Annotated in this window: 22 protein-coding genes and 1 CRISPR repeat array; of the genes, 12 read left to right on the plus strand and 10 right to left on the minus strand. The window is 61.8% G+C overall.

All coding sequences use genetic code 11. The annotated features are described in order from the left end of the window. The first annotated feature begins 185 nt into the window (after positions 1-185). From QO005_RS10190 to cas2e, 8 genes are all read left to right on the plus strand, one after another. Complete coding sequence (locus tag QO005_RS10190; RefSeq protein ID WP_307157908.1) at positions 186-2,393, plus strand: methyl-accepting chemotaxis protein; 2,208 nt, start codon at positions 186-188, stop codon at positions 2,391-2,393. A 396-nt stretch (positions 2,394-2,789) separates the two neighbouring features. Continuing rightward, positions 2,790-4,439, plus strand: coding sequence for a type I-E CRISPR-associated protein Cse1/CasA (casA, locus tag QO005_RS10195; protein WP_307157909.1), 1,650 nt, complete (start codon positions 2,790-2,792; stop codon positions 4,437-4,439). After that, positions 4,436-4,975, plus strand: a complete 540-nt coding sequence (gene casB / locus QO005_RS10200) for a type I-E CRISPR-associated protein Cse2/CasB (RefSeq protein WP_307157910.1) — start codon at positions 4,436-4,438, stop codon at positions 4,973-4,975. Before casA ends, casB begins: the two co-directional genes overlap by 4 nt. A 24-nt stretch (positions 4,976-4,999) precedes the next feature. After that, positions 5,000-6,061 carry a type I-E CRISPR-associated protein Cas7/Cse4/CasC gene (gene cas7e / locus QO005_RS10205; RefSeq protein WP_307157911.1) on the plus strand — a complete coding sequence of 354 codons (1,062 nt, stop codon included), beginning with the start codon at positions 5,000-5,002 and terminating at the stop codon, positions 6,059-6,061. Between the two features lie 3 nt (positions 6,062-6,064). After that, positions 6,065-6,823 carry a type I-E CRISPR-associated protein Cas5/CasD gene (cas5e, locus tag QO005_RS10210; RefSeq protein WP_307157913.1) on the plus strand — a complete coding sequence of 253 codons (759 nt, stop codon included), beginning with the start codon at positions 6,065-6,067 and terminating at the stop codon, positions 6,821-6,823. Beyond that, complete coding sequence (cas6e, locus tag QO005_RS10215; RefSeq protein ID WP_307157914.1) at positions 6,820-7,548, plus strand: type I-E CRISPR-associated protein Cas6/Cse3/CasE; 729 nt, start codon at positions 6,820-6,822, stop codon at positions 7,546-7,548. The genes cas5e and cas6e overlap by 4 nt, the downstream gene beginning before the upstream one ends. Position 7,549: 1 nt before the next feature. Continuing rightward, complete coding sequence (gene cas1e, locus QO005_RS10220) at positions 7,550-8,506, plus strand: type I-E CRISPR-associated endonuclease Cas1e (protein WP_307157915.1); 957 nt, start codon at positions 7,550-7,552, stop codon at positions 8,504-8,506. A 5-nt stretch (positions 8,507-8,511) separates the two neighbouring features. After that, entirely contained in the window at positions 8,512-8,844 is a 333-nt protein-coding gene (gene cas2e / locus QO005_RS10225) for a type I-E CRISPR-associated endoribonuclease Cas2e (protein WP_307157916.1), read from the plus strand. 35 nt (positions 8,845-8,879) lie between these two features. Continuing rightward, positions 8,880-9,152: direct repeats of the CRISPR family, unit length 29 nt; unit sequence GTGTTCCCCGCACATGCGGGGCTGAACCG. A gap of 170 nt (positions 9,153-9,322) precedes the next feature. On the opposite strand, the gene QO005_RS10230 is transcribed toward cas2e, so the two are convergent. The 9 genes from QO005_RS10230 to QO005_RS10270 all read right to left on the minus strand — a co-directional run bounded on the left by QO005_RS10230 (position 9,323) and on the right by QO005_RS10270 (position 19,140). Then, complete coding sequence (locus QO005_RS10230; RefSeq protein ID WP_307157917.1) at positions 9,323-9,859, minus strand: YjaZ family protein; 537 nt, start codon at positions 9,857-9,859, stop codon at positions 9,323-9,325. A 250-nt stretch (positions 9,860-10,109) separates the two neighbouring features. Next, positions 10,110-11,120: a zinc-binding alcohol dehydrogenase family protein gene (locus tag QO005_RS10235; protein WP_307157918.1), complete on the minus strand. Its 1,011-nt coding sequence runs from the start codon at positions 11,118-11,120 to the stop codon at positions 10,110-10,112. 2 nt (positions 11,121-11,122) lie between these two features. Further along, complete coding sequence (locus QO005_RS10240; RefSeq protein WP_307157919.1) at positions 11,123-12,406, minus strand: L-fuconate dehydratase; 1,284 nt, start codon at positions 12,404-12,406, stop codon at positions 11,123-11,125. Between the two features lie 294 nt (positions 12,407-12,700). Then, positions 12,701-13,546 carry a fumarylacetoacetate hydrolase family protein gene (locus QO005_RS10245; RefSeq protein ID WP_307157920.1) on the minus strand — a complete coding sequence of 282 codons (846 nt, stop codon included), beginning with the start codon at positions 13,544-13,546 and terminating at the stop codon, positions 12,701-12,703. 58 nt (positions 13,547-13,604) lie between these two features. Continuing rightward, positions 13,605-14,339: an SDR family oxidoreductase gene (locus QO005_RS10250; RefSeq protein WP_307157922.1), complete on the minus strand. Its 735-nt coding sequence runs from the start codon at positions 14,337-14,339 to the stop codon at positions 13,605-13,607. Continuing rightward, the gene (locus tag QO005_RS10255) at positions 14,323-15,363 is read right to left on the minus strand and encodes an aldo/keto reductase (RefSeq protein ID WP_307157923.1); all 1,041 of its coding nucleotides are present in this window, start codon (positions 15,361-15,363) and stop codon (positions 14,323-14,325) included. The genes QO005_RS10250 and QO005_RS10255 overlap by 17 nt, the downstream gene beginning before the upstream one ends. Before the next feature lie 68 nt (positions 15,364-15,431). Continuing rightward, the gene (locus QO005_RS10260) at positions 15,432-16,373 is read right to left on the minus strand and encodes an ABC transporter substrate-binding protein (protein ID WP_307157924.1); all 942 of its coding nucleotides are present in this window, start codon (positions 16,371-16,373) and stop codon (positions 15,432-15,434) included. A gap of 174 nt (positions 16,374-16,547) precedes the next feature. Then, positions 16,548-17,588, minus strand: a complete 1,041-nt coding sequence (locus tag QO005_RS10265; RefSeq protein WP_307157925.1) for an ABC transporter permease — start codon at positions 17,586-17,588, stop codon at positions 16,548-16,550. Further along, positions 17,581-19,140 (minus strand): sugar ABC transporter ATP-binding protein, encoded by a 1,560-nt coding sequence (locus tag QO005_RS10270; protein ID WP_307157926.1) that lies wholly within the window; start codon positions 19,138-19,140, stop codon positions 17,581-17,583. Before QO005_RS10270 ends, QO005_RS10265 begins: the two co-directional genes overlap by 8 nt. A gap of 162 nt (positions 19,141-19,302) precedes the next feature. Here QO005_RS10270 and QO005_RS10275 point away from each other — a divergent pair, with 162 nt between their 5' ends. Next, a complete protein-coding gene (locus QO005_RS10275) occupies positions 19,303-20,133 on the plus strand; it encodes a FadR/GntR family transcriptional regulator (protein WP_307157927.1) in 831 nt (276 codons plus the stop codon). A 146-nt stretch (positions 20,134-20,279) separates the two neighbouring features. Here the strand turns inward: QO005_RS10275 and QO005_RS10280 are convergent, their stop codons facing one another. Next, positions 20,280-20,906, minus strand: coding sequence for an alpha/beta hydrolase (locus QO005_RS10280; RefSeq protein WP_307157928.1), 627 nt, complete (start codon positions 20,904-20,906; stop codon positions 20,280-20,282). Between the two features lie 441 nt (positions 20,907-21,347). On the opposite strand from QO005_RS10280, the gene QO005_RS10285 reads away from it, so the two are divergent. The 3 genes from QO005_RS10285 (at position 21,348) to QO005_RS10295 (ending at position 24,374) form a co-directional block, all read left to right on the plus strand. Further along, a complete protein-coding gene (locus QO005_RS10285) occupies positions 21,348-22,790 on the plus strand; it encodes an FAD/NAD(P)-binding protein (RefSeq protein ID WP_307157929.1) in 1,443 nt (480 codons plus the stop codon). A gap of 77 nt (positions 22,791-22,867) precedes the next feature. After that, positions 22,868-23,413 carry a flavin reductase family protein gene (locus QO005_RS10290; protein ID WP_307157930.1) on the plus strand — a complete coding sequence of 182 codons (546 nt, stop codon included), beginning with the start codon at positions 22,868-22,870 and terminating at the stop codon, positions 23,411-23,413. Positions 23,414-23,573: 160 nt separating this feature from the next. Then, entirely contained in the window at positions 23,574-24,374 is an 801-nt protein-coding gene (locus QO005_RS10295; protein WP_307157931.1) for a MipA/OmpV family protein, read from the plus strand. The last annotated feature ends 33 nt before the right edge of the window (positions 24,375-24,407 follow it).

Raw genomic sequence — 24,407 nt, forward strand, 5'->3', positions numbered from 1 at the left:
CGCCCGCTAAGATTGCTGATTTTTTATGCAGATATCTGCTTATTTTATAATCACGCTAATCAAATCTCAACCGGTTGGCCCCTATGGCTGATGTTCGCGTTATCATTTGTCAAACCTCAACGCAGTGTCCGGGGTTGCTGGCAGAATTTCAGGAAGTGAGAATTGCGTTGAGTCTTATTGGCAATATGAAAATCAGCACCCGCATTGTCATCGTGGCGGCCATTCCAAGCCTTGCTTTGGTGGGGGCGGTTTTGCAGGACAATGTCAAGCGTCTGGAAATGGCATCGCAGGCGCAATCGGTGGCGGAAGTCTCGGCCATGGCGCCGGTTATCGGCGGGCTGGTGCATGAGGTGCAGAAGGAGCGTGGCGCTTCCGCCGGTTTCATCGGCGCCAAGGGGCAGGGCGAGTTCGGCCCGCTTCTGGAAAAGCAGCGCGCTCTTACGGATGCCGCGATCCAGAATTTTGCAAAACTGCACCTGAGCACCAATGCCAGCCTCGGCGGCCCGGCCCTGACGGAACTTGCGCTTCAGGCCCAGGCCAGGCTGGATAGGCTGCAGGCCATGCGAAATGACGTTTCCTCGCTCAAGGCCACCGTGCCGGATGTCGCAGCCTATTTTGCCGATACCATCGCCAGCCTGATCAAGCTGATCGATTCCATGAGCACGCTGGCCACCGACAGCCAGATTTCAAACCGCATCGTCGCCTATTCCTCGCTGTTGCAGGGCAAGGAGCGGGCAGGCCAGGAGCGGACAATTGGCACCGCAGCCTTTACCACCGGCGCGTTCAGCCCCGAGAGCTATCAGCAGTTCGTGCGGTTCGGGGCCATGCAGTCCACCTATTTCGCGAATTTCAACAGCTATGCGACGGCAGAGCAGCGGGCTGCCCTGCAGGATGCATTGACGGGCGATGCCGGCAGGCTGGTGGAAAGCCAGCGCGCCGTGGCGCTGAAAAGCCCCTTTGGCGGCTCGCTGGCCGATGTAAAGGGCGAGGACTGGTACAAGGCCACCACCAACCGCATCAATGCCCTGAAAACGGTGGAGGACAAGACCGGCGCGGATCTCACCGCCTTTGCCTCCGCGAAGGCTGAGGCCGAGCAGAACGGGCTGATCCTGTCGCTGCTGGTTTCCCTCGGGGTGCTGGCGCTCGTGGCCCTTCTCGCCAGCATCGTCACCCGGTCCATCACCCGCCCGGTCAGCCGCATCGTCGGCACCATGCGGCAGCTTGCCGCCGGGCAGGCCGATGCCGCGCTGGATGTCACGCCGGATGAGAGCGAAATCGGTGATATGGTCCGCTCCGTCGCCGTCTTCCGCAGCAATGCGCAGGAAAGGCTGCGGCTCGCGGCCGAAGCCGAAGCCAATCGTTCCCTCTCCGAGCAGGAGCGGCTGGAGCGGGAGCGCCGTCAGGCGGAAGAGGCGGCAGAGGTTCAGTTTGCCGTCGATACGCTGGCCAGCGGCCTTGGCGCGCTGGCGGATGGCCGCCTGAATTACCGCATCAAGGATGGCTTCGCCGCTCGTCTGGACAAGATCCGCGTCGATTTCAACGGTGCAATCGAGCGGCTTGAAGATACGATCATCGCCGTCAGCGGCAATGCCCAGGCCATCGCCGCCGGCTCCAGCCAGATCAGAAGCGCTGCCGATGACCTTGCCAAGCGCACCGAGCAGCAGGCGGCCTCGGTGGAGGAAACCGCAGCGGCGCTGGAGCAGATCACCACCACCGTCGCCGATACCAGCCGCCGCGCCGAAGAGGCCGGACGTCTGGTCAATGCCACCCGCGACAATGCCGAGCATTCCGGCACGGTGGTAACTCGCGCCATCGCCGCCATGAACGCCATCGAAGCCTCGTCCAGCGAGATTTCCAACATCATCGGCGTGATTGACGAAATCGCCTTCCAGACCAACCTTCTGGCGCTGAATGCCGGGGTGGAGGCCGCGCGCGCCGGTGAGGCCGGCAAGGGCTTTGCCGTGGTGGCGCAGGAAGTGCGCGAACTGGCGCAACGCTCCGCCAGCGCCGCCAAGGATATCAAGACCCTGATCGCCAAATCCGGCGAGCATGTTGCCAACGGGGTCAATCTGGTTGGCGAAACCGGTGAAGCGCTGAGCCGCATCGTGGCGCAGGTCAAGGATATCAGCGTCAACGTCACGTCCATCGTCGAAGCCTCGCGCGAGCAATCCATCGGTATCAAGGAAATCAATCTCGCGGTTTCGCAGATGGATCAGGGCACCCAGCAGAACGCCGCCATGGTGGAACAGTCCACCGCCGCCAGCCATTCGCTGGCCCAGGAGGCCGATGGCCTCTTCACCCTGGTGGGCCGTTTCAGCACCGGCAGGTCTCAGCCTGCTGCTGTGGCAGAGGGCACAAGGGCCGTCCCGCAGAAACTGCGCTACCGGGCGTAACAGAAGACGTTCCGCCGGAATCGAAGGTCGCGGAACGCGGCCTTCGGTCAGGTTCAGCCTGATCCATGCGCAGATCTTAAACTTAAAAATATTCAATTTTTTGCATGCTGGCCGCAGTTCCCTCTTACCTGGACTGCGGCATTTTTCTTTTGAGAAACCCAAAAGAACCTGAAAAACGCAGAGAGTTGTCTTTCGTTGAAATTGACAACCTGAGGAGGTTTTTCTACCTATTCGTTATGGTTGAATATTTGAGTTTAATCTCTTGTCTGATGAACGCTCGGCCTTTGCAAAAGCTCCGCGAACGTCCTTCGGCCAGCAGGGAATGAGCGTTTACGCAGTTCCTACCGCGTAATTTTTTGGGGCGGCAAATTCTCTTTGTCGCGTGGGGTTCTTTTCATGTCTGTGTTCAATCTGTTGCGGGATCCGTGGATTCCCGTGGTGACGGCCTGTGGCCGTATGAGGGAGATTGCGCCTGCCGGTTTGACGGAGGGGATCGGCGGGGATGCGATTGTCGATCTGGCCTGGCCGCGGGCGGATTTTCGGGCGGCGGGGATGGAGTTTCTGGTCGGCCTGCTGACCACCGTCTTTTGTCCTGAGGGCAATTCCGCGTGGGCGCGCTGGTGGAATGCGCCGCCTTCGCCGCAGGTGCTGGCGGAGGGGTTTGCCGCTTTCGAGCGGGCCTTCGATCTCGATGGCGAGGGGCCGCGTTTCCTGCAGGATGGCGGCGATCTCGGCACAGAAACCTCCCCGGTTTCGGGCCTCTTGATCGAGCAGCCGGGCGCCAATACCGAGAAGAACAATGCCGATCTCTTCGTCAAGCGGGGCGGGGTCACCGTCCTGTCGCGCAAGGCCGCGGCCATTGCGCTTTATGCGCTGCAAAGCTTTGCGCCCTCCGGCGGGGCGGGGCATCGCACCGGGCTTCGCGGCGGCGGGCCGCTCACCACGCTGGTTCTGCCGCCGCAGGCGGATGCCGGGCGGCAAACGCTGTGGCATCTGTTGTGGCTGAATGTCGTGCCGCTGTTCGACATGGATGCCGTGGGGGCTCCGCTGGATAAGCCGCAAAAGACATTTCCCTGGCTGGGTCCCACCCGCATCTCCGACAAGGGCGGCGTCGAAACCACCTTCAACGATATGCACCCCGCCCAATGCTTCTGGGGCATGCCACGCCGGATCCGGCTGGATTTCGAACCGAACAGGGATGGCCTGCCCTGCGCGCTGACGGGCATTGTCGATGACGTCATTTTGCGCAGCTACCGCACCCGACCCTATGGGGTGAATTATCAGGCGGTGCCGCATCCGCTCACGCCGTTTTACCGCGTCAAGCCGGGCAGCGAACCCCTGCCTGTGCATCCGCAGCCGGGTAGCATTTCCTATCGCAACTGGCCGAATTTCACCCAGTCCAGGGCCGATGGCACGCGGGAACCGGCGCAATGCGTGCGCGTGGCCGGGGCGCGCATCAAGGGGCAGACGCGGCTCAGGCTTTGCGGTTACGACATGGACAATATGAAGGCGCGCGGCTTCGTGGAGGCCGAAATGCCGCTGTTTTTCTGCTCCAGCCAGCAAAAGCAGACGCGGCTGGAAGGGCTGGTGGCCGCCCTTGTCGAGGCGGCCTCGGAGGTTTCCCGGCTGATGCTCTCGCAGATGAAGGCCGCACGAGGCGGCGATGGCGCGGAGCTGGACGTCATCCGCGAAAGCTTCTGGGCCGAGACGGAAGGGGCGTTTTTTGCGCTTCTGGCCAGTGCCGTCGCCCGGTTCGAAGCCCGTCACGAGGCCGAGGAAGACACCGAAACCGCCGCCTCTCTGGCCTCGGAATGGCTGGAAAACACCTTGCGCCCCGCAGCCCTTGCGATCTTCGACCGCCATGTGCGGGCGGATGCGGTGATGGTCAATGCCAACGATCTCAACGCCATGCGCGCGCTGGTGCTGGCGCGAAGCCTGCTGGCCTCTGCCCTTCATGGGGCGGGGCCATCCGGCAAATCCCTCTATAAGAGCCTGGGCCTGATGGCCCCGGAACCGAAGCGGACGGCAAAAGGAGGCCGCAAGTGACGGAGACAGAGAAAATGACCGCCGCTGCCCGGGCGGGGATCGCCGCCGAATGGTGGCGTGATCTTCACGGGCATGGGGAGAGCAAGGAAGACCGCGCCTCGCTGGCGCGCCTGCGCCGGGCGGGCTTTGCCGAGGCCGCGCGGATTGCCGCCGTGCATGCGCTTTACCGGCGGCTCTGGGAGGGCGGCGATTTCCGCGAAAAACGCCTGGCCTTGACGCTGCGCGTGGCGCTGGTGCTGGCGCATGTGCGGGAGGAAGAGCGGGGGGAGCCGGGCCAATACCGCGCCTTCGGTGCATCGCTGGGCGCGGGCGAGACGCCTGCTCTGCATCCGCTGCGGTTCCGGCAATTGCTGCAGGCGCGGGGTGATGAGGAGATCGTGCGCGATTTTCGCCGCGCCGTGGCGCTCAACGATCATCGCGCCGATCTGCGCAGCCTGGCCCTGTTGATGCTGACCTGGGACGAGGATGCCACCCGCACCCGCTTCGCCTTCGACTATTTCCAGGCTGGCATGGCCGCACCCGCCGCCGCCACGTAATGACTTCTTTCGGGGACTTTTATCATGACGACCTTTCTGCAACTGCATCTTCTCACCTTCGTGCCGCCCGCAAACCTGAACCGTGACGATACCGGCGCGCCGAAGACGGCGATTGTCGGCGGCGAGCCGCGCCTTCGCCTGTCTTCGCAAAGCCTCAAGCGCGCCTGGCGCACCTCCACCGTGTTCGAAACGGCCATGGCCGGCCATCTCGGCAGCCGCACCCGCCGCTTTGGCGAGGAGGTGCAGAAACATCTGCTGGACCAGGGCATTGCTGCCGAAAAGGCGCAGGAGGTGACCCGCAAGGTCATCACCGTTTTCGGCAAGGCGGAGGATGAAAAGGACGAGAAGAAGGCGCTATACACCCGCCAGCTCGCTTTCATCTCGCCCGAGGAGAAGCAGGCGGCGTTCCAACTGGCGGACAAGCTGGCCGCTGGCGAGGCGGTGGACGAGAAGAAATTTCCGCAGGACGTGCTGAAGCGCGCCGATACGGCGGTGGATATCGCCATGTTTGGCCGCATGCTGGCCGATAATCCGGATTTCAACCGCGAGGCGGCGGTGCAGGTGGCCCATGCCATCACCACCCACCGTGTCGTGGTGGAGGATGATTATTACACCGCCGTCGATGACCTGAACCGGGGCGAGGAAGATGCGGGCGCGGGTTTTGTCGGCAATGCCGGTTATGGCTCCGGCGTCTTCTATCTCTATCTCTGCATCGACAAGAACCAGCTGGTGAAAAATCTGGGCGGGGACGAGGCCCTAGCCGCTTCCGCCGTGGCCGCGCTGACGGAGGCGGCAGCCAAGGTGCTGCCCGGCGGCAAGCAGAACAGTTTTGCCGCCCATGGCCGCGCCGCCTTCATTCTGGCGGAAAAGGGCAGCGAACAGCCGCGCACGCTGGCCGGTGCCTTTGCCCGGCCCGTCAAGGCCGAAGATGCCTTGCAAGCCTCGGTGACCGCATTGCTGGATCTGCGCGGCAAGTTTGCCAAGGCTTACGGCGAAGGCGACATGACGCATGCGATCATGGATTTCGAAACCGGTCAGGGCTCGCTCGCCGAAATCATCGCCTTCGTGACGGATGGAAAGGCATGAGCCATGGCTGAGCTTGTCGTCTTTCGCATGGAGGCGGCGCTGGCCGCCTTCGGCGACCTGCAAGTGGGGGAACGGCGCGGCAGTTGGCGGCGTCCGTCCCATTCCGGCATCGCCGGGCTTCTGGCCGCAGCCCTTGGCCTCACCCGTGACGACCCCGCCGTACCCGTGCTGGCGCAAGGCTTTCTGATGGCGGTGCGCAGCGACCGCATCGGGCCGCCGCTGGCCGATTTTCACACCGCCCAGACACCGCCGCAAAGCCGCAAGCGCTCGTTTGCCACCCGGCGGCAGGAGCTGGCGGACAAGGATCTGCTCGGCACTATCGTCTCGCGGCGGGATTACTGGATGGACGTCGCCTTTACCGTGCTGATCTGGCCAAAACCCGCGCTCACCGTCAGACCGCAGGCGCTCGCCGAAGCGCTGAACCGGCCCGCCTTTCCGCTGTTTGCCGGACGCCGCTCCTGCCCGTTTTCCGCGCCGCTCGCCGCCCGCGCCGTGAGCGCCGAGACGGTGAGCGAGGGGTTCGCAACCTATGACGCCAACTTGGCCGGGCCTCTGGAACAGGCCGGATTGCCGTGCCTGCAACCCGGCCGCGACGTGGCGCTGGATGCCGAATTTCCGCAAGAAAGCTGGGGTGCCATCACCCGGCTTCACACCGAGACGCGCCGTGACCTGACGGGCTCGCGCCAAAGCTGGCAATTTGCCCTGCGGCAGGAGGTGGTCGGGGTGTTTCACGCGCCTGAAACAGCGGGGGCAGCGGCATGAGCTCGTTTTATCTGACGCGAGCGCGCCTTTCCGCCGATTTCCGGCGGCTGGGACCGATCCTCTTTCCCGGCGAACAGGACCGGCGCATGGCCTTGTCGCACCGCCTCGTCTGGACGCTGTTTTCTGAAACCGCAACCGAGCGCCCCTTTCTCTATCGCGAGATGGACGTGCCCGGTCAGCGTCCGGGGCAGGATGGCTTCATCATTCTCTCCCGCGAGGCGCCGGAAGACCGGATGGGGCTCTTCACCCTCGACACCAAGCCCTTCGCGCCGGTGTTGAAAGCAGGAGACCGCCTGGGCTTTTCCCTGCGCGCCAACCCCTCCGTTCAGACCTCGGAGGATGAGAACGGCAAGCGCAAGACCCGCAGGCATGATGTGGTGATGCGGGCGCTGCATGCCATTCCGGCCGCAGAACGGGCCGAGGCGCGGCCACGGCTGATCCGCGAGCAGGGTCTTGCCTGGCTATCGCGGCAGGCTGAAAAATCCGGCTTCAGCCTGCCCGATCCCGACGGCGTGGCCATTGACGGCTATGAACAGTTCGACGTCGATCCGGAAAATCGCCGCCGCATGGACAAACGCGGGCGAAAGCGCGCCGTGCATAGCCGGCTCGATTTTTCCGGCGTGCTGAGGGTGGAAGAGCCGGAGGCCTTTCTGGCGCGGGTGGTCAGCGGCTTCGGGCGGGCGCGGGCCTTCGGCCACGGACTGATGCTTCTGCGGCGCGCCTGACATGGCAGGGGGACAGAAAGGCGGCATGCCGGGGCTCACGCCGCCTGCGCCGATCCCGATGAAGGAGCGATCCTCCATCCTGTTCATCGAATATGGGCAGATCGATGTGATCGACGGCGCTTTCGTCGTGGTGGACAAGACCGGCATCCGCACGCACATCCCGGTGGGCGGTTTTGCCTGCCTGATGCTGGAGCCCGGCACGCGCATCAGCCATGCCGCTGCCGCCTTGGCGGCGCGGGCGGGCACGCTGCTGGTCTGGGTGGGGGAGGCGGGGGTGCGGCTTTACGCCTCCGGCCAGCCGGGCGGCGCTCGCGCCGACCGGTTGCTCTATCAGGCGCGGCTGGCGCTGGATGAGGCAAGCCGCCTCAAGGTGGTGCGCCGCATGTTCGAACTGCGCTTTGGCGAGGAAGCGCCCGCCCGCCGCTCCATCGACCAGTTGCGCGGCATCGAAGGCGTGCGGGTGCGCAAGATGTATGAATTGCTGGCCGAACGGCACGGCGTGGAATGGAACCGCCGCGCCTATGACCGCAGCGATTGGGAGGCTTCCGATATTCCCAACCGCTGCCTTTCCGCCGCCACCGCCTGCCTGCACGGGCTTTCGGAAGCGGCGGTGCTGGCGGCGGGCTATGCGCCCGCCATCGGCTTCCTGCACACGGGCAGGCCGCTCTCCTTCGTCTATGACATTGCCGATCTCTTCAAGTTTGAAACCGTGGTGCCGGTGGCCTTCGAGATTGCCGGCAAGGCGGCAAAGGGTAGGCTGGAAGAACCGCCGGACCGGGCGGTGCGCCGCGCCTGCCGCGATGTTTTCCGCGCCAGCGGGCTTCTGGGCAAGATCATCCCCGCCATCGAAGACGTGCTGGCCGCTGCAGGCGAAGCGCCGCCTGCGCCGCCCGAAGACGCCCAGCCGCCGCAATTCGACGATGGCCCGCCCTCCGGCGATCTCGGTCACAGGGGGTAGGGAAGATGATGACCATCGTGGTGGAAAATGCCCCGCCCCGCCTGCGCGGACGCCTGGCCGTCTGGCTTCTGGAAGTGCGCGCCGGGATCTATGTCGGCAATTACGGCAAACGCACCCGCGAAAAGATCTGGGACGAAGTGAAGACGGCCATTGGTGAGGGCAATGCGGTGCTGATCCATTCCAGCCCCAACGACGCGGGCTTCACCTTCGAAACCGTCGGCGCCAACCGCCGCGTCCCCGTCGATTTCGACGGCTTCCGCCTCGTTTCCTTCCACCCCCCGGACCCGCATAGCCGGGCTTTTTGCGACCGAAAATTCGGTAGGTTTTTTGAACATTGAAGATGATGATGTTTTTCAATATGTTGGGAGGAAGAGTGTTCCCCGCACATGCGGGGCTGAACCGCTGACTGAGCTTGCAAAGGCCATGCCGTGCGGGTGTTCCCCGCACATGCGGGGCTGAACCGTTCTTCACCGACATCCTTGATAGTCCGTGCCGGTGTTCCCCGCACATGCGGGGCTGAACCGTGAGGCGCAAGGGTATGGGATCGAGATAACCCGTGTTCCCCGCACATGCGGGGCTGAACCGTCTGTTCGCCAGCCGTTCCGAAGCGCCCTTCGGTGTTCCCCGCACACGCGGGGCTGAACTGGTCTTGAAATAGTCGTCGTGCCGAGTTATATAGCTTTTAGCAGCAGACAACGAGGCTTCCGAAAGGTCGCTGTTGCAAGTGCACCCTTAGAGGTCGGTACACCACGGTAAGGCACACTCGTTCGGCGGAAACGCCATGGGAAAGGCTCCTGTCGGGAGCCTTTTTTGTTTCTAAGGCACCCTTATTTGTTGGAAGTGAGCCTTTTTAATGAGTTGGCGGACGTTATACCTTCGTTTGATGTGGTTGAAATCGATTTCTTTCTGATAGGCGCTTTTGACCACCAATTCGACATTGTGTTCGTCAGACCTGCTCGGAAAAAGGTAATAAACAACAAGATCATTAAGGCCAGAGGTCAGGACAGGGCCAGAAACGGCAAGGTTGCTTGCCTTATTTTTGTCGAGAGACTCCCACGTTAGGTAATTATGCTCAACCATCCTCTTGCAGATATCTGGAAGCGTCAGAGATTTTTTGTAACGCTCCTCGCAAAACTGCCTTAAAAGTCCTGCCTCATCTTGCAAGGCAAAGGCAGTGGATCCTCCTTCATGCCGCCGAGAGAATACGTGCGTCTGATAGGAAATGCGTATATTGATGTCGGCCCCTCCAGCCCCCTGCCCAGCAAGGAATATGGATGTCGGCACAAGGTGTTCGAACGTGAATCTGTTTTGCGCATGTTCGACTGTCGGAAACGAGTCGTTAATGGTCGTCATGAGGCGCGGTCACTCAAAACGGCAAGACAGCTCTCACAATCTGGACCCATTCATCTATTGAACTGGATTATAGAGTGCGCCGGTTAGTCTGGCTCTGAAACATTTAATCTGATCCCAATATAAGGGTAACTACTTGGTTTGACAACCTCGCCCACGGGACTCTCTGGACGTGATTTCGAAAGTGGCACTCGCTCCACAATGACCGACATATGCGTCTGGCAACGTGTTCCCCGCACACGCGGGGCTTCCCTCACAGCTCCAAAATCCCCTTGATCACGCCTGCTTCCGGGCGGGACCAGTCCTTGAACAGGGCCGGCCCGTCGGAGAGCGAGCCCTGGTGGGTGTTCAGCGCCCGGGTGGGGACCTTGCCGGCCTGCATCTGACGGATGACCTCCTGAAAATCCTCGGGCTGGGCGTTGCGGCTGGCAAGGAGCGTGGCTTCGCGCTTGTGAAATTCCGGGTCGGAGAAGGTAATGTCCTGCCGCACCACGGAGAGCAGCAGGTAGCGGCTGCCATGCCCCAGAAAGCGGAAGCCGTGTTCGATGGCGGCGGCATTGCCGGTGGCGTCGATGACGATGTCGAAGCCGTCGCCGCCGGTGAGCCTTGCGATCTCGGCTTCGGCGGCGGGGCCGGCCAGCAGGCCTTCATCGGCCTGCAAATGGTCGAGGCTGAAGGTCAGGCGGTCGCGGCGGGTATCCATGACCGTTACCACCGCGCCCCGCGCTTTGGCGAAGATGATGGCCGCCATGCCGATGGGGCCTGCGCCCGTTACCAATACGCGCTCGCCTTGCCGGATCGCGCCGCGCCGGATGCCATGCGCGCCGATGGCAAGAAACTCGATCATCGCCGCATCGATCAGCGCAATGTCGCCGGTGGGCAGCACATTGCGTTCCGGCACGGCAAGATAGTCCGCCATGCCGCCATCGCGGTGCACGCCCAGCACCTCTATTCTCTGGCAGGCATTGGTCAGCCCCTTGCCGCAGGCGCGGCATTCGCCGCAGGCCAGATAGGGTTGTATATAGACCGGATCGCCCCGCTTCAGCGCACTGCCTTGCGGGGCCTCTTCCACCGTGCCGGAAAGCTCGTGGCCCATGACGCGCGGATAGGTGAGAAAGGGCTGGTTGCCCGCATAGATGTGAAAATCTGTGCCGCAAATGCCCACATGGCGGATGCGCACCAGCACCTCATCCTGACGCCGCTCCGGCACGGGCCGTTCCACCAGCGCCAATTCCCCCGGTTCTCTGCACAGAAGCGCCTTCATCCTCAGCCCCCTGCCTGGAATTCATAGGTTTCGATGGAGGCCGGTTTCATCTCGATGGAAAAGCCGGGGCGCGAAGGCGGCATATAGGCAGCGTTTTCGATCACGCAGGGATCGAGAAAATGCTCGTGCAGATGATCGACATATTCGATGACGCGGCCCTCGCGCGTGCCGGAAATGGCGATGTAATCGATCATCGACAGGTGCTGCACATATTCGCAAAGCCCGACACCCCCGGCATGCGGCCAGACGGGCTTGCCATATTTGGCAGCCAGCAGCAGCACCGCCAGCACCTCGTTGAGACCGCCCATACGGCAGGCATCGATCTGCACGATATCGATGGCGCCTTCGACGATGAATTGCTTGAACATGATGCGGTTCTGGCACATCTCGCCGGTTGCCACCTTGATCGGGGCAATCGCCTCGCGGATCTTGCGATGGCCCGCCACATCATCCGGGCTGGTCGGTTCCTCGATGAAGAAGGGCTTGCAGAAGGAAAGGGCCTTCATCCAGTCGATCGCTTCGCTCACCTCCCAGACCTGATTGGCATCCACCATCAGGTAGCGATCCGGGCCGATCACCTCGCGAGCAATGGTCAGGCGGCGGATATCGTCCTGAAGGTCGCGGCCAACCTTCATCTTGATGTGGTTGAAGCCCTGTTCCACTGCCTCACCGGCCAGCCGCCGCAGCTTGGCGTCGTTATAGCCCAGCCAGCCCGCCGAGGTGGTGTAGCAGGGATAGCCCTCCTGCTCCAGAGTGGCGATGCGCTCGGCGCGGCCCGCTTCCGCCCTGGTCAGCAGTGCCACCGCCTCGTCCCGCGTCAGCGCGTCGGTGAGATAGCGGTAATCGACGATATCGGCGATCTCCTCCGGCGTCATGGTGGCAATGAATTTCCACACCGGCAGGCCCGCTTCCTTGGCCATGGCATCCCAAAGCGCATTGACCACGGCACCCGTGGCCAGATGCATGGCGCCCTTGTCGGGGCCGATCCAGCGCAACTGGCTGTCGCCGGTCAGCTTGCGCCAGAAGGCGCCTGGGGCTGCGCGAATGTCCGATAGATCCACGCCCACCACCAGATGCCTGAGCGCTTCGATGGCCATGCAGCAGATATCGTTGCCGCGCCCGATGGTGAAGGTGAGGCCATGGCCCGCAAGACCCGGCCTGTCCGTGTTGAGGATCACATAGGCTGCGGAATAATCCGGATCGGGGTTCATGGCGTCCGACCCATCCAGGCTTGCCGAGGTGGGAAAACGCAGGTCATGGACGGTCAGATCGGTGATGCGGGTCATGGCTCTATCCTCAAGCAATCCCAGCCAAAGTGGGAACCGGTTTCGCGTCCGGTGAATGGGTGTGCAGGACAGGACGCGCAGGTTTTTCTGTGCCGCCACCCCCTCATCCCTCTGCCGGGACCTTCTCCCCTGCGGGGAGAAGGTGGCGGCGGCCGGATGAGGGGGCGGCAAAGCCAAGAAGGCTTTGCGTCCTGTGCTGTGCAAACGGTGTTGACCGGACGCGCTTTAACTCTCTGTGTTCAAGAATTTCCGGAGGGAAAACCGGGATCCGCTTTTCCTGGAAATGCTCTCGTCTCAGCGGTCAGCGCGGAAGGTCTGTTTCTGGGTGCCGAGGCCTTCGATGCCCAGTTCCACCACATCGCCGTCCTTCAGATAGCGCGGCGGCTTCAACCCCATGCCGACGCCGGGCGGGGTGCCGGTGGAAATGACATCGCCGGGATGCAGCGACATGAATTGCGAGAGATAGGACACCAGGAAGGCCACGCCATAGACCATGGTCCTGGAAGAGCCGTCCTGCATGGTCTGGCCATTGACCTTCAGCCACATGCCAAGGTTTTGCGGATCGGCAATCTCGTCCTTCGTGACCAGCCATGGGCCGATGGGGCCGAAGGTGTCGCAGGACTTGCCCTTGGTCCACTGCCCGGAGCGCTCCGTCTGGAATGCACGTTCGGAGACGTCATGGCTGACGCAATAGCCTGCCACATAGTCCAGCGCCTCGGCTTCCGAGACATATTTCGCCGTCTTGCCGATGACGATGGCGAGCTCCACTTCCCAATCGGTCTTTTCCGAGCCACGCGGGATCAGAACGTCATCGTTCGGCCCGACGATGGCCGACGTTGCCTTCATGAAGATCACCGGCTCCGGCGGCACGGTGGCGCCGGTTTCCGCGGCATGGTCGGAATAGTTGAGGCCAATGCAGATGAACTTGCCGGTGCCCGCCACGCAGGGGCCGAGCCGGGTTGCGGCATTCACCACCGGCAGGCTGTCCACGTCCAGCGCGCCAAGCTTTGCCAGCGCCTCCGGTGAAAGGGCGGCCCCCGAAAGATCGGCCACATGGCCGGAGAGATCGCGGATCGTGCCGTCTGCGGCCAGCAGGCCGGGCTTTTCGGCCCCTGCGGGACCATGGCGAAGAAATTTCATGGAATTATCCTTTCAAAGCAATGTCGCTTGCGGGAAAAATGGCAGCGCCATCAGGTCATCAGATCGACCAGCCGCCATCGATGGCATAGGCTTGGCCGGTGGTATAGGTGGCGCCTGCCAGATGCACGGCAAGATCGGCAATCTCCTCCGCCGTGCCCAGCCTGCCCATGGGCTGGCGGGCGATGAAGGCGGCGCGCGCTTCCTCGTAATTGCCCTGGGCGCGCATGCGCCCTTCCAGCGAAGGGCTTTCCACCGTACCGGGGCAGATGGCGTTGCAGCGAATGCCCCGGGTGACATAATCGGCGGCCACGGATTTCGTCAGGCCGATCACGGCCGCCTTGGTCAGGCTGTAGGCGCAGCGATTGGGCACGCCTTTCACCGAGGAGGCGACGGAGGACATATTGATGATCGCCCCGTCATTGTGCTCCAGCATGCCGGGAAGTGCTGCCTGGATCGTGTGGATCATCGCCCGGACATTGAGGTCGAAGGCGAAATTCAGATCCTTTTCCGTTACGTCGAGCACGGTGCCGCCATGCACCACGCCCGCGCAATTAAAGAGAATATCGACCCGACCCGTGGCGGCAAAGAAGGCGGAGACCGCATCCTTGTCCGTTACGTCCAGCCTTGCCGTGTGGATCGCCGCCTCACCGGAAAGGCTTGCCAGCGTCTCTTCATTGATGTCCGTGGCCCAGACGGTGGCTCCGGCTTTGGCAAAGGCAAGCGCACTGGCCCTGCCGATCCCCTGGCCTGCGGCCGTCACGACCGCGATCCGGCCTTCAAGCGTGTTGCTCATGTTCAACCTCATCAGATGCTGTAAACGACGTCGGTGCGTCGGCGGCGATGATGCCCTGCTCTTTCAGGGCCTGCCAGACGGAGGATGGAATTTCCTCCTCGAACCAGCCGATATTGGCGCGGATCTGCTGCGCAGTGCGCGCGCCGGAAACGACGCTGACGACGGCGGGATGCAGGAGCGGAAAGGCAAGCGCTGCCGCTTGCAGCGAAATGCCGGCCTCAGTACAGGCGGTCTCGATGGCGGCCACCTTGGCCAGCATGGGCTGGGGCGCATCCGCATAATTGAACTTGCGGTTTCCCGCCAGCAGGCCGGAGTTGAACGCCCCGGCAATCACGATGCCGACGCCTGCCTTTTCAGCGCGATCGAGCAGCGGCAGACTGTCCTGTTCCAGCAGGGTGTAGCGGCCTGCCAGCATGGCGATATCGATATCGAAGACATCCATCGCCTCCGACACCGCCTGCCATTCATTGACGCCGAGACCGACGGCCTTGACCAGACCCGCCGCCCGCAATTCGCCCAGTGCCTTGAAGCCGCCGCCGGTGGTCAGTTGCGCCCAATAGTGGTCGTGCCGCTCGCCATGGGTCATGCGGCCGATGTCGTGGACATAGAGAATATCAGGGCTGAAGACGCCGAGCCGCTGACGGCTTGCTTCAAAAGAGCGCAGGATCGCGTCATGGCTGTAATCGTAGACGGGGCGGAAGGGCAGGGGCGCCACGAAGCTGTCTTCCTCGGCGCCCACCGTGTCATCCGGCACCATGATCCGCCCGACCTTGGTGGAGACCACATACTCCTCACGCGGCTTTTCCGTGATCATCGTGCCCAGCCGCCGCTCGGAGCGGGTATAGCCGTAAAAGGGCGCGGTATCGAAGAGGCGGATGCCGCCTTCCCAGGCCGCATCGAACGCGCCCTGGGCCTCCTCCTGGCTGGTCCAGCGATAGAGATTGCCCATTTGCGCGCAGCCAAGCCCCATCACGGTCAGGGAAAGGTCGCGATTGCGCAGTCTGCGCCTGTGTGTGGCCTTCATGGTATTTTCCGTCCGGTCAAATGTCCTGGGATGCGCACGGCAACTGCCGCCACCGTGCGCTTTCCAAATCAGTAAAGAACGTTTTTGGCTTCCGGTTTGTCGATATTCTGCTTGGTGACGACCACCACGCCGGTATCCACGAACTTCTCCACCTTTTCCTTGTTCAGGATCTTCAGGAGGGTTTCGATGCCCTTTTCGCCCATCTGGTAGGAGCCCTGCACGACGGTTGCTTCCAGCGTGCCGTCCTTCACGAATTCCTGCAGGTCCTGATTGCCGTCAAAGCCGACCGCCACGATTTTCCCGGCCTTGCCGGATTGCTTGATGGCGCGGCCCATGCCGATCGCTGTCGGCTCATTCGCGCCGAAAATGCCCTTGAGATCGCCATTGGCGGCCAGCACGTCGGTGGTCTGGTTCAGCGCGGTCGCCATCTGGGACTGCGAATAATAGGGGCCGACGATCTGCAGCTTGGAATGGGCCTTGATGTAATCGGTAAAGCCGCCGACACGGCCGATTTCCGAACCAGCGCCCGCCACATAGGACATGACGGCAATCTTGCCTTCCGTGCCGACCTTGTCGATCAGCGCCTTGGCGGCAAGTTCGCCTGCCTTGCGGTTATCGGTGGCCAGGAAGGACTGGTAGTATTTCTCCGCATCCTTCGCCAGCATGGAATCGATGATCACCACCGGGATGCGCGCCTCCCAGGCCTTCTTCACCGCCGGCACCAGCGCATCGGGATCGGACGGCGCAAGCAGAATGGCGTCGACCTTCCGGTTCACGGCGTTTTCCACCATGTTCACTTGATCGGCAATGGCGGATTCGGCGGCTGGGCCCTGGAAGGTCATGCTATGACCCTTCTGCTTGCCGATGGCCGCATCCGCGCCCTTCTGCACATTCTGCCAGAAGGTGGAATTTACCGTTTTGACGATGACGGCAATCTCGCCCGCCGATGCCGCCGATGCTCCTGCAAGGGCCATTGCCGATGCCATCAAAGCCAATGCCAGTTTACGCATGCTCTCCTCCTTTATCGTTCGGACACTGCCGGGGTCCGTGGCGGGGGAAGTCTCCTCTCTTCCCGATGGTGTTCAGAGCACTCTTCGATCTGATTGAATCAGATCGGCGCTCTAACTTTTCGTTTTTACGCATTTCCGGGCGGAAAACCGGTTCCCACTTTTCCTGAAAATGCTCTAGCGACGGTTGCGCAACTGGTCGATCCAGACGGTGACCAGAATGACGAGACCGATGATGATCTGTTGGGTGAAGGCGGAGACGCCGTTCATGTTGAGGCCATTGCGCAGGATGCCGATCACGAAGGCGCCGATGGCGGTGCCGGAGATCGTGCCGACGCCGCCGATCAGCGACGTGCCGCCGATCACCGCGCTGGCAATGGCATCCAGTTCATAGGCCACGCCCTCGTTTGGCTGGGCGGTGACGAGGCGGGACATCAGCACGCAGCCGGTCAGCCCGGCCAGCGTGCCGGAAACCACATAGGTAAAGACCGTAACGCGGGCAACATTGACGCCGGATAACCGTGCGGCTTCGCCATTCGAGCCGATGGCATAAATGTAGCGGCCAAGCACCGTGCGATTGAGCACGAAGGCGGCGATCAGCGCAATCACGATCATCAGCACCACCGGATAGGGAATTCCGGGAAAGCTGACGACGGGAAAGCCTTGGTCATCGATGGATTCGACCCTGAACAGCGAGCCGTTGCCGAGCACGCCAAAGGCTTCTCCGAGGCCCGAAACGGCTCGCGCCCCGGTGATCTGCAAGGCCACGCCCCGGGCAATCAGCATCATGCCGAGCGTTGCGATGAAGGGCGGAAGCCGCAATTGCGTGACGATGATGCCGTTGATGAGACCACAGAGCGATCCCGTGAGAATGCCGAGCAGCATGGCAAGCGAGACCGGCAGGTCAAGCTCCTTCACGGCAAGGGCCGCAACGACCCCCGCCAGCGCCAGCACGGAACCCACCGACAGATCGATGCCGCCGGTGATGATAACATAGGTGGCCCCGATGCCGAGCAGCGCGATGGAGGTGACCTGCAACGCGATGGTCATGCCGTTATTGACCGTCAGGAAGGCGCTGCTGGTGAAGGAAAACACCGCAGCCAGCAGAATAAGGCTTCCGAAGGCGGCGAATTTCTGGATCAGGTCCTTCTGGCGGTCGCTGAGCCGTCCTGCTCCTCTGCCCTCCGGCGCGGGTTTGCCCGTGGTGATGTCAGCCATGATCGGCTCCCTGTTCGCCGCGCCGGCGGCGGCCGGACGCATACAGCATGATGTCTTCCTGCGAGCTTTCCCGGGTTGTCAGCGTCGCGGTGATCCGGCCCTCATGAAACACCGCAATCCGGTCGGTCATGCCGAGGATTTCCGGCAGTTCGGAGCTGATGAGCACGATACCGATGCCCTTGGCCGCCAGTTCATCCATGATCTGATAGATCGCGAATTTCGCGCCGACATCGATGCCGCGCGTCGGCTCGTCGAAAAACATGATGCGCGGTTCACGAAACAGCCATTTGCCGATGATGATCTTCTGCTGATTGCCGCCCGACAGCAGCCGAACCGGCTGCCTGAGGCTGGGCGTGCGGATGTTGAGAAGATCGACATAATGCTGGCTCACCGCCTGATGGCGCTGCCGGTCGATGATGCCGAGCCCGTTGCTGACCGCAGGCATCCGCGCCATGACAAGATTGGCGTCCACCGGCATCTTCACCGCCAGCCCCTCAGCCTTGCGGTCTTCCGAAAGATAGGCAAGACCGGCTTCGATGGCGCTTTGCGGATCGGTGATGGCCAATTCGCGGCCTTCAAGCGTGATGCTGCCGCTTTCGCGCGGGTCGGCGCCGAAAATCGCCCGCGCCACTTCGGTGCGGCCAGCCCCCATCAGTCCGGCAAAGCCGAGGATTTCGCCTCGCCGGATCTCAAAGCCGATATCGGCAAAGACACCGCGACGGGTGAGCCCCGAGACCGAAAAGATCACCTCTTCACTGGGCTTGCGGGTGGGTTCGGGAAATTTCTCCTGCAGCGCGCGGCCCACCATCTGCGCCACGATCCGGTCGATGGTGATGTGGGCGAAATCATCGGTGGAAATGTAGCGGCCATCGCGCAACACCGTAACCCGATCCACGATCTCGGCCATCTCGTCCAGCCGGTGGGAGATATAGATGATGCCGGTGCCTTCCGCCTTCAGGTCGCGGATGACCTTGAAGAGAAGCTGTGCCTCCTGCTCGGTCAGCGACGAGGTTGGTTCATCCATGATCAGCACGCGGGCATTCAGCGACAGCGCCTTGGCAATCTCCACCATCTGGCATTGGGCGACCGACAGCGTGCGGACCTGCGCACCGGGATCGATGTCCACCCCCAACCGGTCAAGGCAGCGCCTGGCATCGGCCAGGAGCCTGCGCCGGTCCAGGAGAAAGCCGCGCCGTGGCTCGCGCGCCAGATAGATGTTTTCCGCCACCGTCAGATGCGGGACGAGATTGAGTTCCTGATGGATGATGGCAATGCCCGCCGCTTCCGATTGCAGCGTCGAGGTAAAATGAACCGGCTCGCCATTCAGCAGGATCGCGCCGCCATCCGGCTGGTAGACGCCGCTGATGATCTTCATCAATGTCGATTTGCCCGCGCCGTTTTCGCCGCAGACCGCATGGACCTCGCCGGGCCTCAGGTCGAAACTGACGCCGGAAAGCGCCTTCACGCCCGGAAATTCCTTGGAGACATTCTCCAGCTTCAGCAACGGAACCGGGGCCTTTGCCCCGCCCGCCGCCTGCGGCATTCCTCCCATCGCGATCTCCTCCTCGCGAAAAGCCTCCCCGGCTTTCGAGGGGCAAGCTAGGCCGAGCGATGAATATTGGTCAAGCCAATTTTTTCAAAAAGCTTGTTATTGCCGAATTTTCAGGTTTAAACTGGACAAAATCACTGCTTTTCCTAAATTGGCCTGACCACCATGACCTTGCCGAGACGCCTTTATCAACAGATTGCCGATCAGGTTCGGCAGTTGATTCAAAATGGCCAATACCCGCCCGGCAGCCGTCTGCCCGCGGAGCGGGATCTGGCGCAGATGCTGGGCGTGTCGCGACCATCGCTGCGTGAGGCGCTGATTGCGCTTGAAATCGAAGGAAGCATTGAGATCCGCATCGGCTCAGGCATCTATGTGCTGGCGGCGGGGCGGCCTACCATCGAGGCGCGGTCGCCAGAGGGTTTTCAGGAAAAGTGGGAACCGGTTTTCCGTCCGGAAGCCCGTAACAACGAAAAGAGTTTCCAGGAAAAGTGGGAACCGGTTTTCCGTCAGGAAACACGTAACAGCAAAGAGCTAGAGAGGGTTCGTGCTTCTATGAAGCACGAACCCTCTCTAGGAGAAAGTCCCACCGAACTCATGCAGGCGCGGGCGGTGATCGAAAGCGCGGTCATTCTTCGCGCCACTGCCGCCATGACGGATACCGTGCTGGAAGCGTTGAGGGACATTCTCCAAACCATACGGGTGGAAATCGGCGCGGGCCGCAAGCCGATCGAACAGGACCGGCAATTTCATCTGACCATTGCCGAACAGGCGGGCAATGCCGTGCTGGCGGAGATCGTCGCCAATCTGTTCGATGAGCGGCACAGCCCGATGTCGGACCGGATTCGCGGCCGCTTCGAAACCCCCGAGACCTGGTCCATGGCGCTCGCCGAGCATGAGGCGATCCTGGCAGCGTTGGAAGTGCGCGATCCGCTAGCAGCGCAGGCCGCCATTCATGCGCATCTCACCGCCTCAGGGCGGCGCTGGCTTGAAAGCTGAGAATGTCTTTCATAACAAGGCTCGAAGATGCTGACGCATCCTCGCCTTGAAGAGATTTCGAATATCTCAAATGCGTCAATGGCTTGAGATATTCGAAAAGGGAATACGAAGAGTCATCTTCAATGTCTCTTCGTATCAGTCGTCTGTCAGTCCAGAAGGGTTTCGCTGTAGCGCGCCGCTTCGGGCGCCCTTCCGGCCCTGGTGTGAACTGAAACGGCCCGCCGGCGATCATTGCGCGCATCTTCAAGGAAATGGTCGAAAATCCGGTAGCCTTCCACCCAGCGGCCATAACCGCTGGCCACATTGATGTGACCGGCATGGCCAATCACCCGGATGCTCGCTCCCCATTTTTCGCCATGGCGATAGAGCGATGGCACGTTCATATAGGGATCATTCAGACTGCCCACGATCAGGGTTTCGAAGGGCAGGGTTTCCAAGGGCACCTGATCAAGCTGTACGCAACAGGGATGAAGTCTTTCCACCTCCACAATATCACAGGGTGCGACCAGCACCGCTGCCCGGACCCTTGCGGCGAGCGGCGAAAGCGCCAGGCTCGCCGCGAGAATACAGCCGAGGCTGTGCGCCAGAAGAATGACATCCTCGCGGCTGGCGGCAAGCTCGGTTTCCAGGCGCCGTTTCCAGTCCGGCAGGGAAGGGCAGGCCCATTCGCTCTGTTCCAGCACCTTGCAGTCAGGCCGCTCGCTTGCCCAGATCCGTTGCCAATGGGCATCGCTGGAGCCGTTCAGACCGGGCAGGATCAGGGTTTGGACCATTCTACTGTCTCCCTAGAGCGTTTCATTGCTTCACGGAAACATTGAAACGCTCTAAATCTTTGTTTTTACAGAAACCGAAAGATAGGCTGCTATTCAACATCGGCATGACGCCATTCATCGTCTTTTCCGGATACTCAATATGAGGGTTAAGACGCGGAAAACTAAGGAAAAGCCACCTAAATCTGAGAGAATCCGTAGATTATTTTCATTGTCGGACATGAGAATGTGCGCCTGCGTGAAGAACGGTTTCCGGCACGATGTTTTGCACTGCGCAGGCCCTTGGCGGAGGAGATTTCTCTGGGGCGGCGCTTCACGAGTGAAAATATCTGCATCCTGCGCCGCAAAAAGAATAGTAATTTTATAGAGAATATTGACCTCTCCCCTGCGGCGGAGAAGACTGTGGCCGTCAGTCCAAAATGCCATGCAAGGGTGGAGAGCAGCATGCCTGTCAGGGAAGAAAAGCCGGTGGTGGCAGTCATCGGCGGCGGTTTCAGTGGAGCGGCATTTGCCTTTCATCTGCTGAAGCGGCATGGCGATGCGGCAAGGGTCGTTATCTTCGAGCCTCGGGAGACGTTGGGCGCGGGGCTTGCCTATAGCGCGAAAGATCCGGCCCATCGCGTCAATGTTCCGGCGGGGCGCATGTCCATAGACCCCGATGACCCGGAAAGCTTCCTGCGCTTCACCATGGCCCACCCCGCAGCGCAAGCGGATCCGCACCTTTTGGGAGCCGATGGTCAGCCCTATCCCGCCCGCAGCCTGTTCGGGACCTATGCCCGCACGGTTCTTGAACCCTTTCTCGCCTCCGGTGCCATCGAGCATCGCCGGGCAAAGGTCAGGGAGATTGCCCGGCTGGATGATGGCTGGCTGGTCGAAGATGGCTTTGGCCCGGCGCTTCGGGCGGATATTGTTGTCCTGGCCGCCACCCATCCCGCGCCCGATCTGCCACGACCCTTGAAGGCCCTGGGCGATGACCCACGCCTGATCACCGATGTCACCCGCGAGGGCGCACTCGACGGGATCGGGACCGACGAAAGGGTGCTGATTGTTGGCAATGGTCTGACGGCGGCGGATGTCATCGCCTCGCTGCGGAGCCGGGGCCATCGGGGCAAGCTCACCGCGATCTCCCGGCGTGGTCTGCGCTCGCGCGGCCATCCGGCGGTGGCGCAGGATCCCTTCGGTGATTTTGCAAGCACGCCCTCCCGCCGCGCCTCGCACCTGTTGCACCGTATTCGCAGGAGCCTGCGGGAGGCGGCAGAACAGGGCATTGGCTGGCATGCCGTGCTGGATGCCGTGCGCCAGCAAGGTTTTGCCATCTGGCAGGCGCTGCCGCTGCCGGAGCGCCGCCGAATCGTGCGCTTTGCGCGGCCCTTCTGGGATGCGCATCGGTTCCGGATCGCGCCGCAGGTGGAAAAGGCGCTGGACGATGCCATCGCCGACAATGTCTTGTCTATTCGTGCCGCAGCCCTTCGCAACGTCGTACCGTCAAAAGAGGGCTTTACCGTCACGCTCACGCAAAAGGGCAGCGGTGTTTCCGAACTGATCGTGGACCGCATCGTCGTCACTACCGGGCCTGCCCATGGCCGGGTGCTGCAATCCCAGCCTTTTCTGGAGACACTGGCGGCGGACGGGGTGCTCACCCTTTGCGGCACGGGTCTCGGCATCGCCTGCGATCTGACGGCCCGCGCCATTGATGCAAAAGGAGAGATTGTTCCCAGCTTTTTCATTGCAGGACCGCTGGCGCGTGGCACCTTCGGCGAATTGATGGGCCTGCCGCAGGTGACCGAGCATGCCGTGCTGGTTGCCGATCAGGTGGGCGCGGTGTTGGCAAAGCAAAGCGGTGAGAGCCTTGCCGGGAGCTTAAATTTCTACAAAAACTATAGATAAAAGAAACAGTAATCTGGAGAGCGGTTTTCAGCGTTGTTATCCTGACATTCATCAAGACCCGAACAGGAATGATAGCGATGACCACACAATTCGCCCGAGAGGTCTTCAAGGCCGCCGATCACAAGCCGGAATTCGAGGATCGTCCCGGCGATGCTGAAAGCCTGAAACTTGCGCTTCGCACGCTGGCTGGCGGCGTCAGCATTATCACGACGGGTGAGGGCGAGGCCCGCACCGGAGCGACTGTCACCTCCGCCACCGCACTTTCGGTCGATCCGCCACGCATGCTGGTTTCTCTTAATCGCACGTCTTCCACTTGGCCTGTGCTGGAAAAGTCAGGCTTTTTCGGCGTCAATATTCTCGGTCCCTCCCATGAGGCGTTGGCAAACCAGTTCGCGGGCGTTGGCGGACTGAAGGGCGCCGAGCGTTATCGCGGCTTCGCCTGGAGCCGTGCGGTGACCGGTGCACCCTTGCTGGACGATGCTGTCGCCGCCATCGACTGCTCGGTGGAAGAGGCCATCGAGCGCCACAGCCATGTGATCGTGATCGGCAAGGTTCATGCCATCCGCCTCACGGGTGGCCGCTCCCTCGTCTATCAGGGCGGTGCCTATCACAAACTTGGCTGATGGGTGTTGATGAATTTAACCCTGTCGCATTTGCGCACTTTTGGTCGCTGCCGCTATCGCCTATAAGGGTATGAAAAGGCGGCAGCGATTGGAGTTCTGCGTGGCTGGCATGATGCAATCGCTCACAGGCAGGCGCAGTTCTCTCGGGAGCGCTGGGGCGGTGGCATGGCTTGCATCCGCCGCTCTGCTGGTTTTCGTGGGGAACGCTCAGGCAGACGACGATGGGGCGTCATCTTCGAATAAAATCACCGGCATTGTCACCCTTGGCGCCAATCTCAATTACGGCGCAAGCTATCCTGGGGCCGCGCATAACAATCTGTCCGCCATGCCATCCTTCGACTGGCGCAGAATGGGTGAGCCCGAGGAATATTCGCCTGCCGACGACAATTTCGATTTCAGCCTTTTCGACTGGCGGGGTTTCAGTATCGGCCCCGTGGTAAGCCTTCGCGACAGCAGAAGTGCGCGCGATTCCGAAAGCCTGAAGGGCCTGAAAGAGATCAAGAACGGCTTCGACGCCGGTATTTTCGCCAATTACTGGTTCATTCCCAATGTCTGGCGCGCGCGCGTCGAGGTGCGTCAGGCCATCAGCAACGGAACGGGCCTGGAGGTCGATCTCGGAACGGATTACTTCACCACCGCAGGCGACAAATGGGTCTTCTCTCTCGGTCCGCGCCTATCCTTCGCCGACGGCACCTATATGCGCAGCTATTTCGGAGTGAGCCAGAGTGAATCTGCCGCCAGCGGGCAGCTTGCCGCCTTCACGCCGGATGCCGGTCTTCAATCCGTCGGCGTTGCGGCCTCGGCGTCCTACAAGATCAGCAGTGACTGGACGGTGCAATTCTATGGCCGTCTCGACCGGCTGGTCGGGGATGCCGCCGATAGCCCGATCACCCAGGCCGGCAGCGCCAATCAGATGAGCTTCGGCATCGGCCTGACCAAGGCGTTCCAGATCAGTTTTTGAATGCCAGAGAGCATTGTCTCGAGAAAAGCGGAA

This window comes from Allorhizobium paknamense (genome assembly GCF_030815125.1).
GTDB lineage: Bacteria > Pseudomonadota > Alphaproteobacteria > Rhizobiales > Rhizobiaceae > Allorhizobium > Allorhizobium paknamense.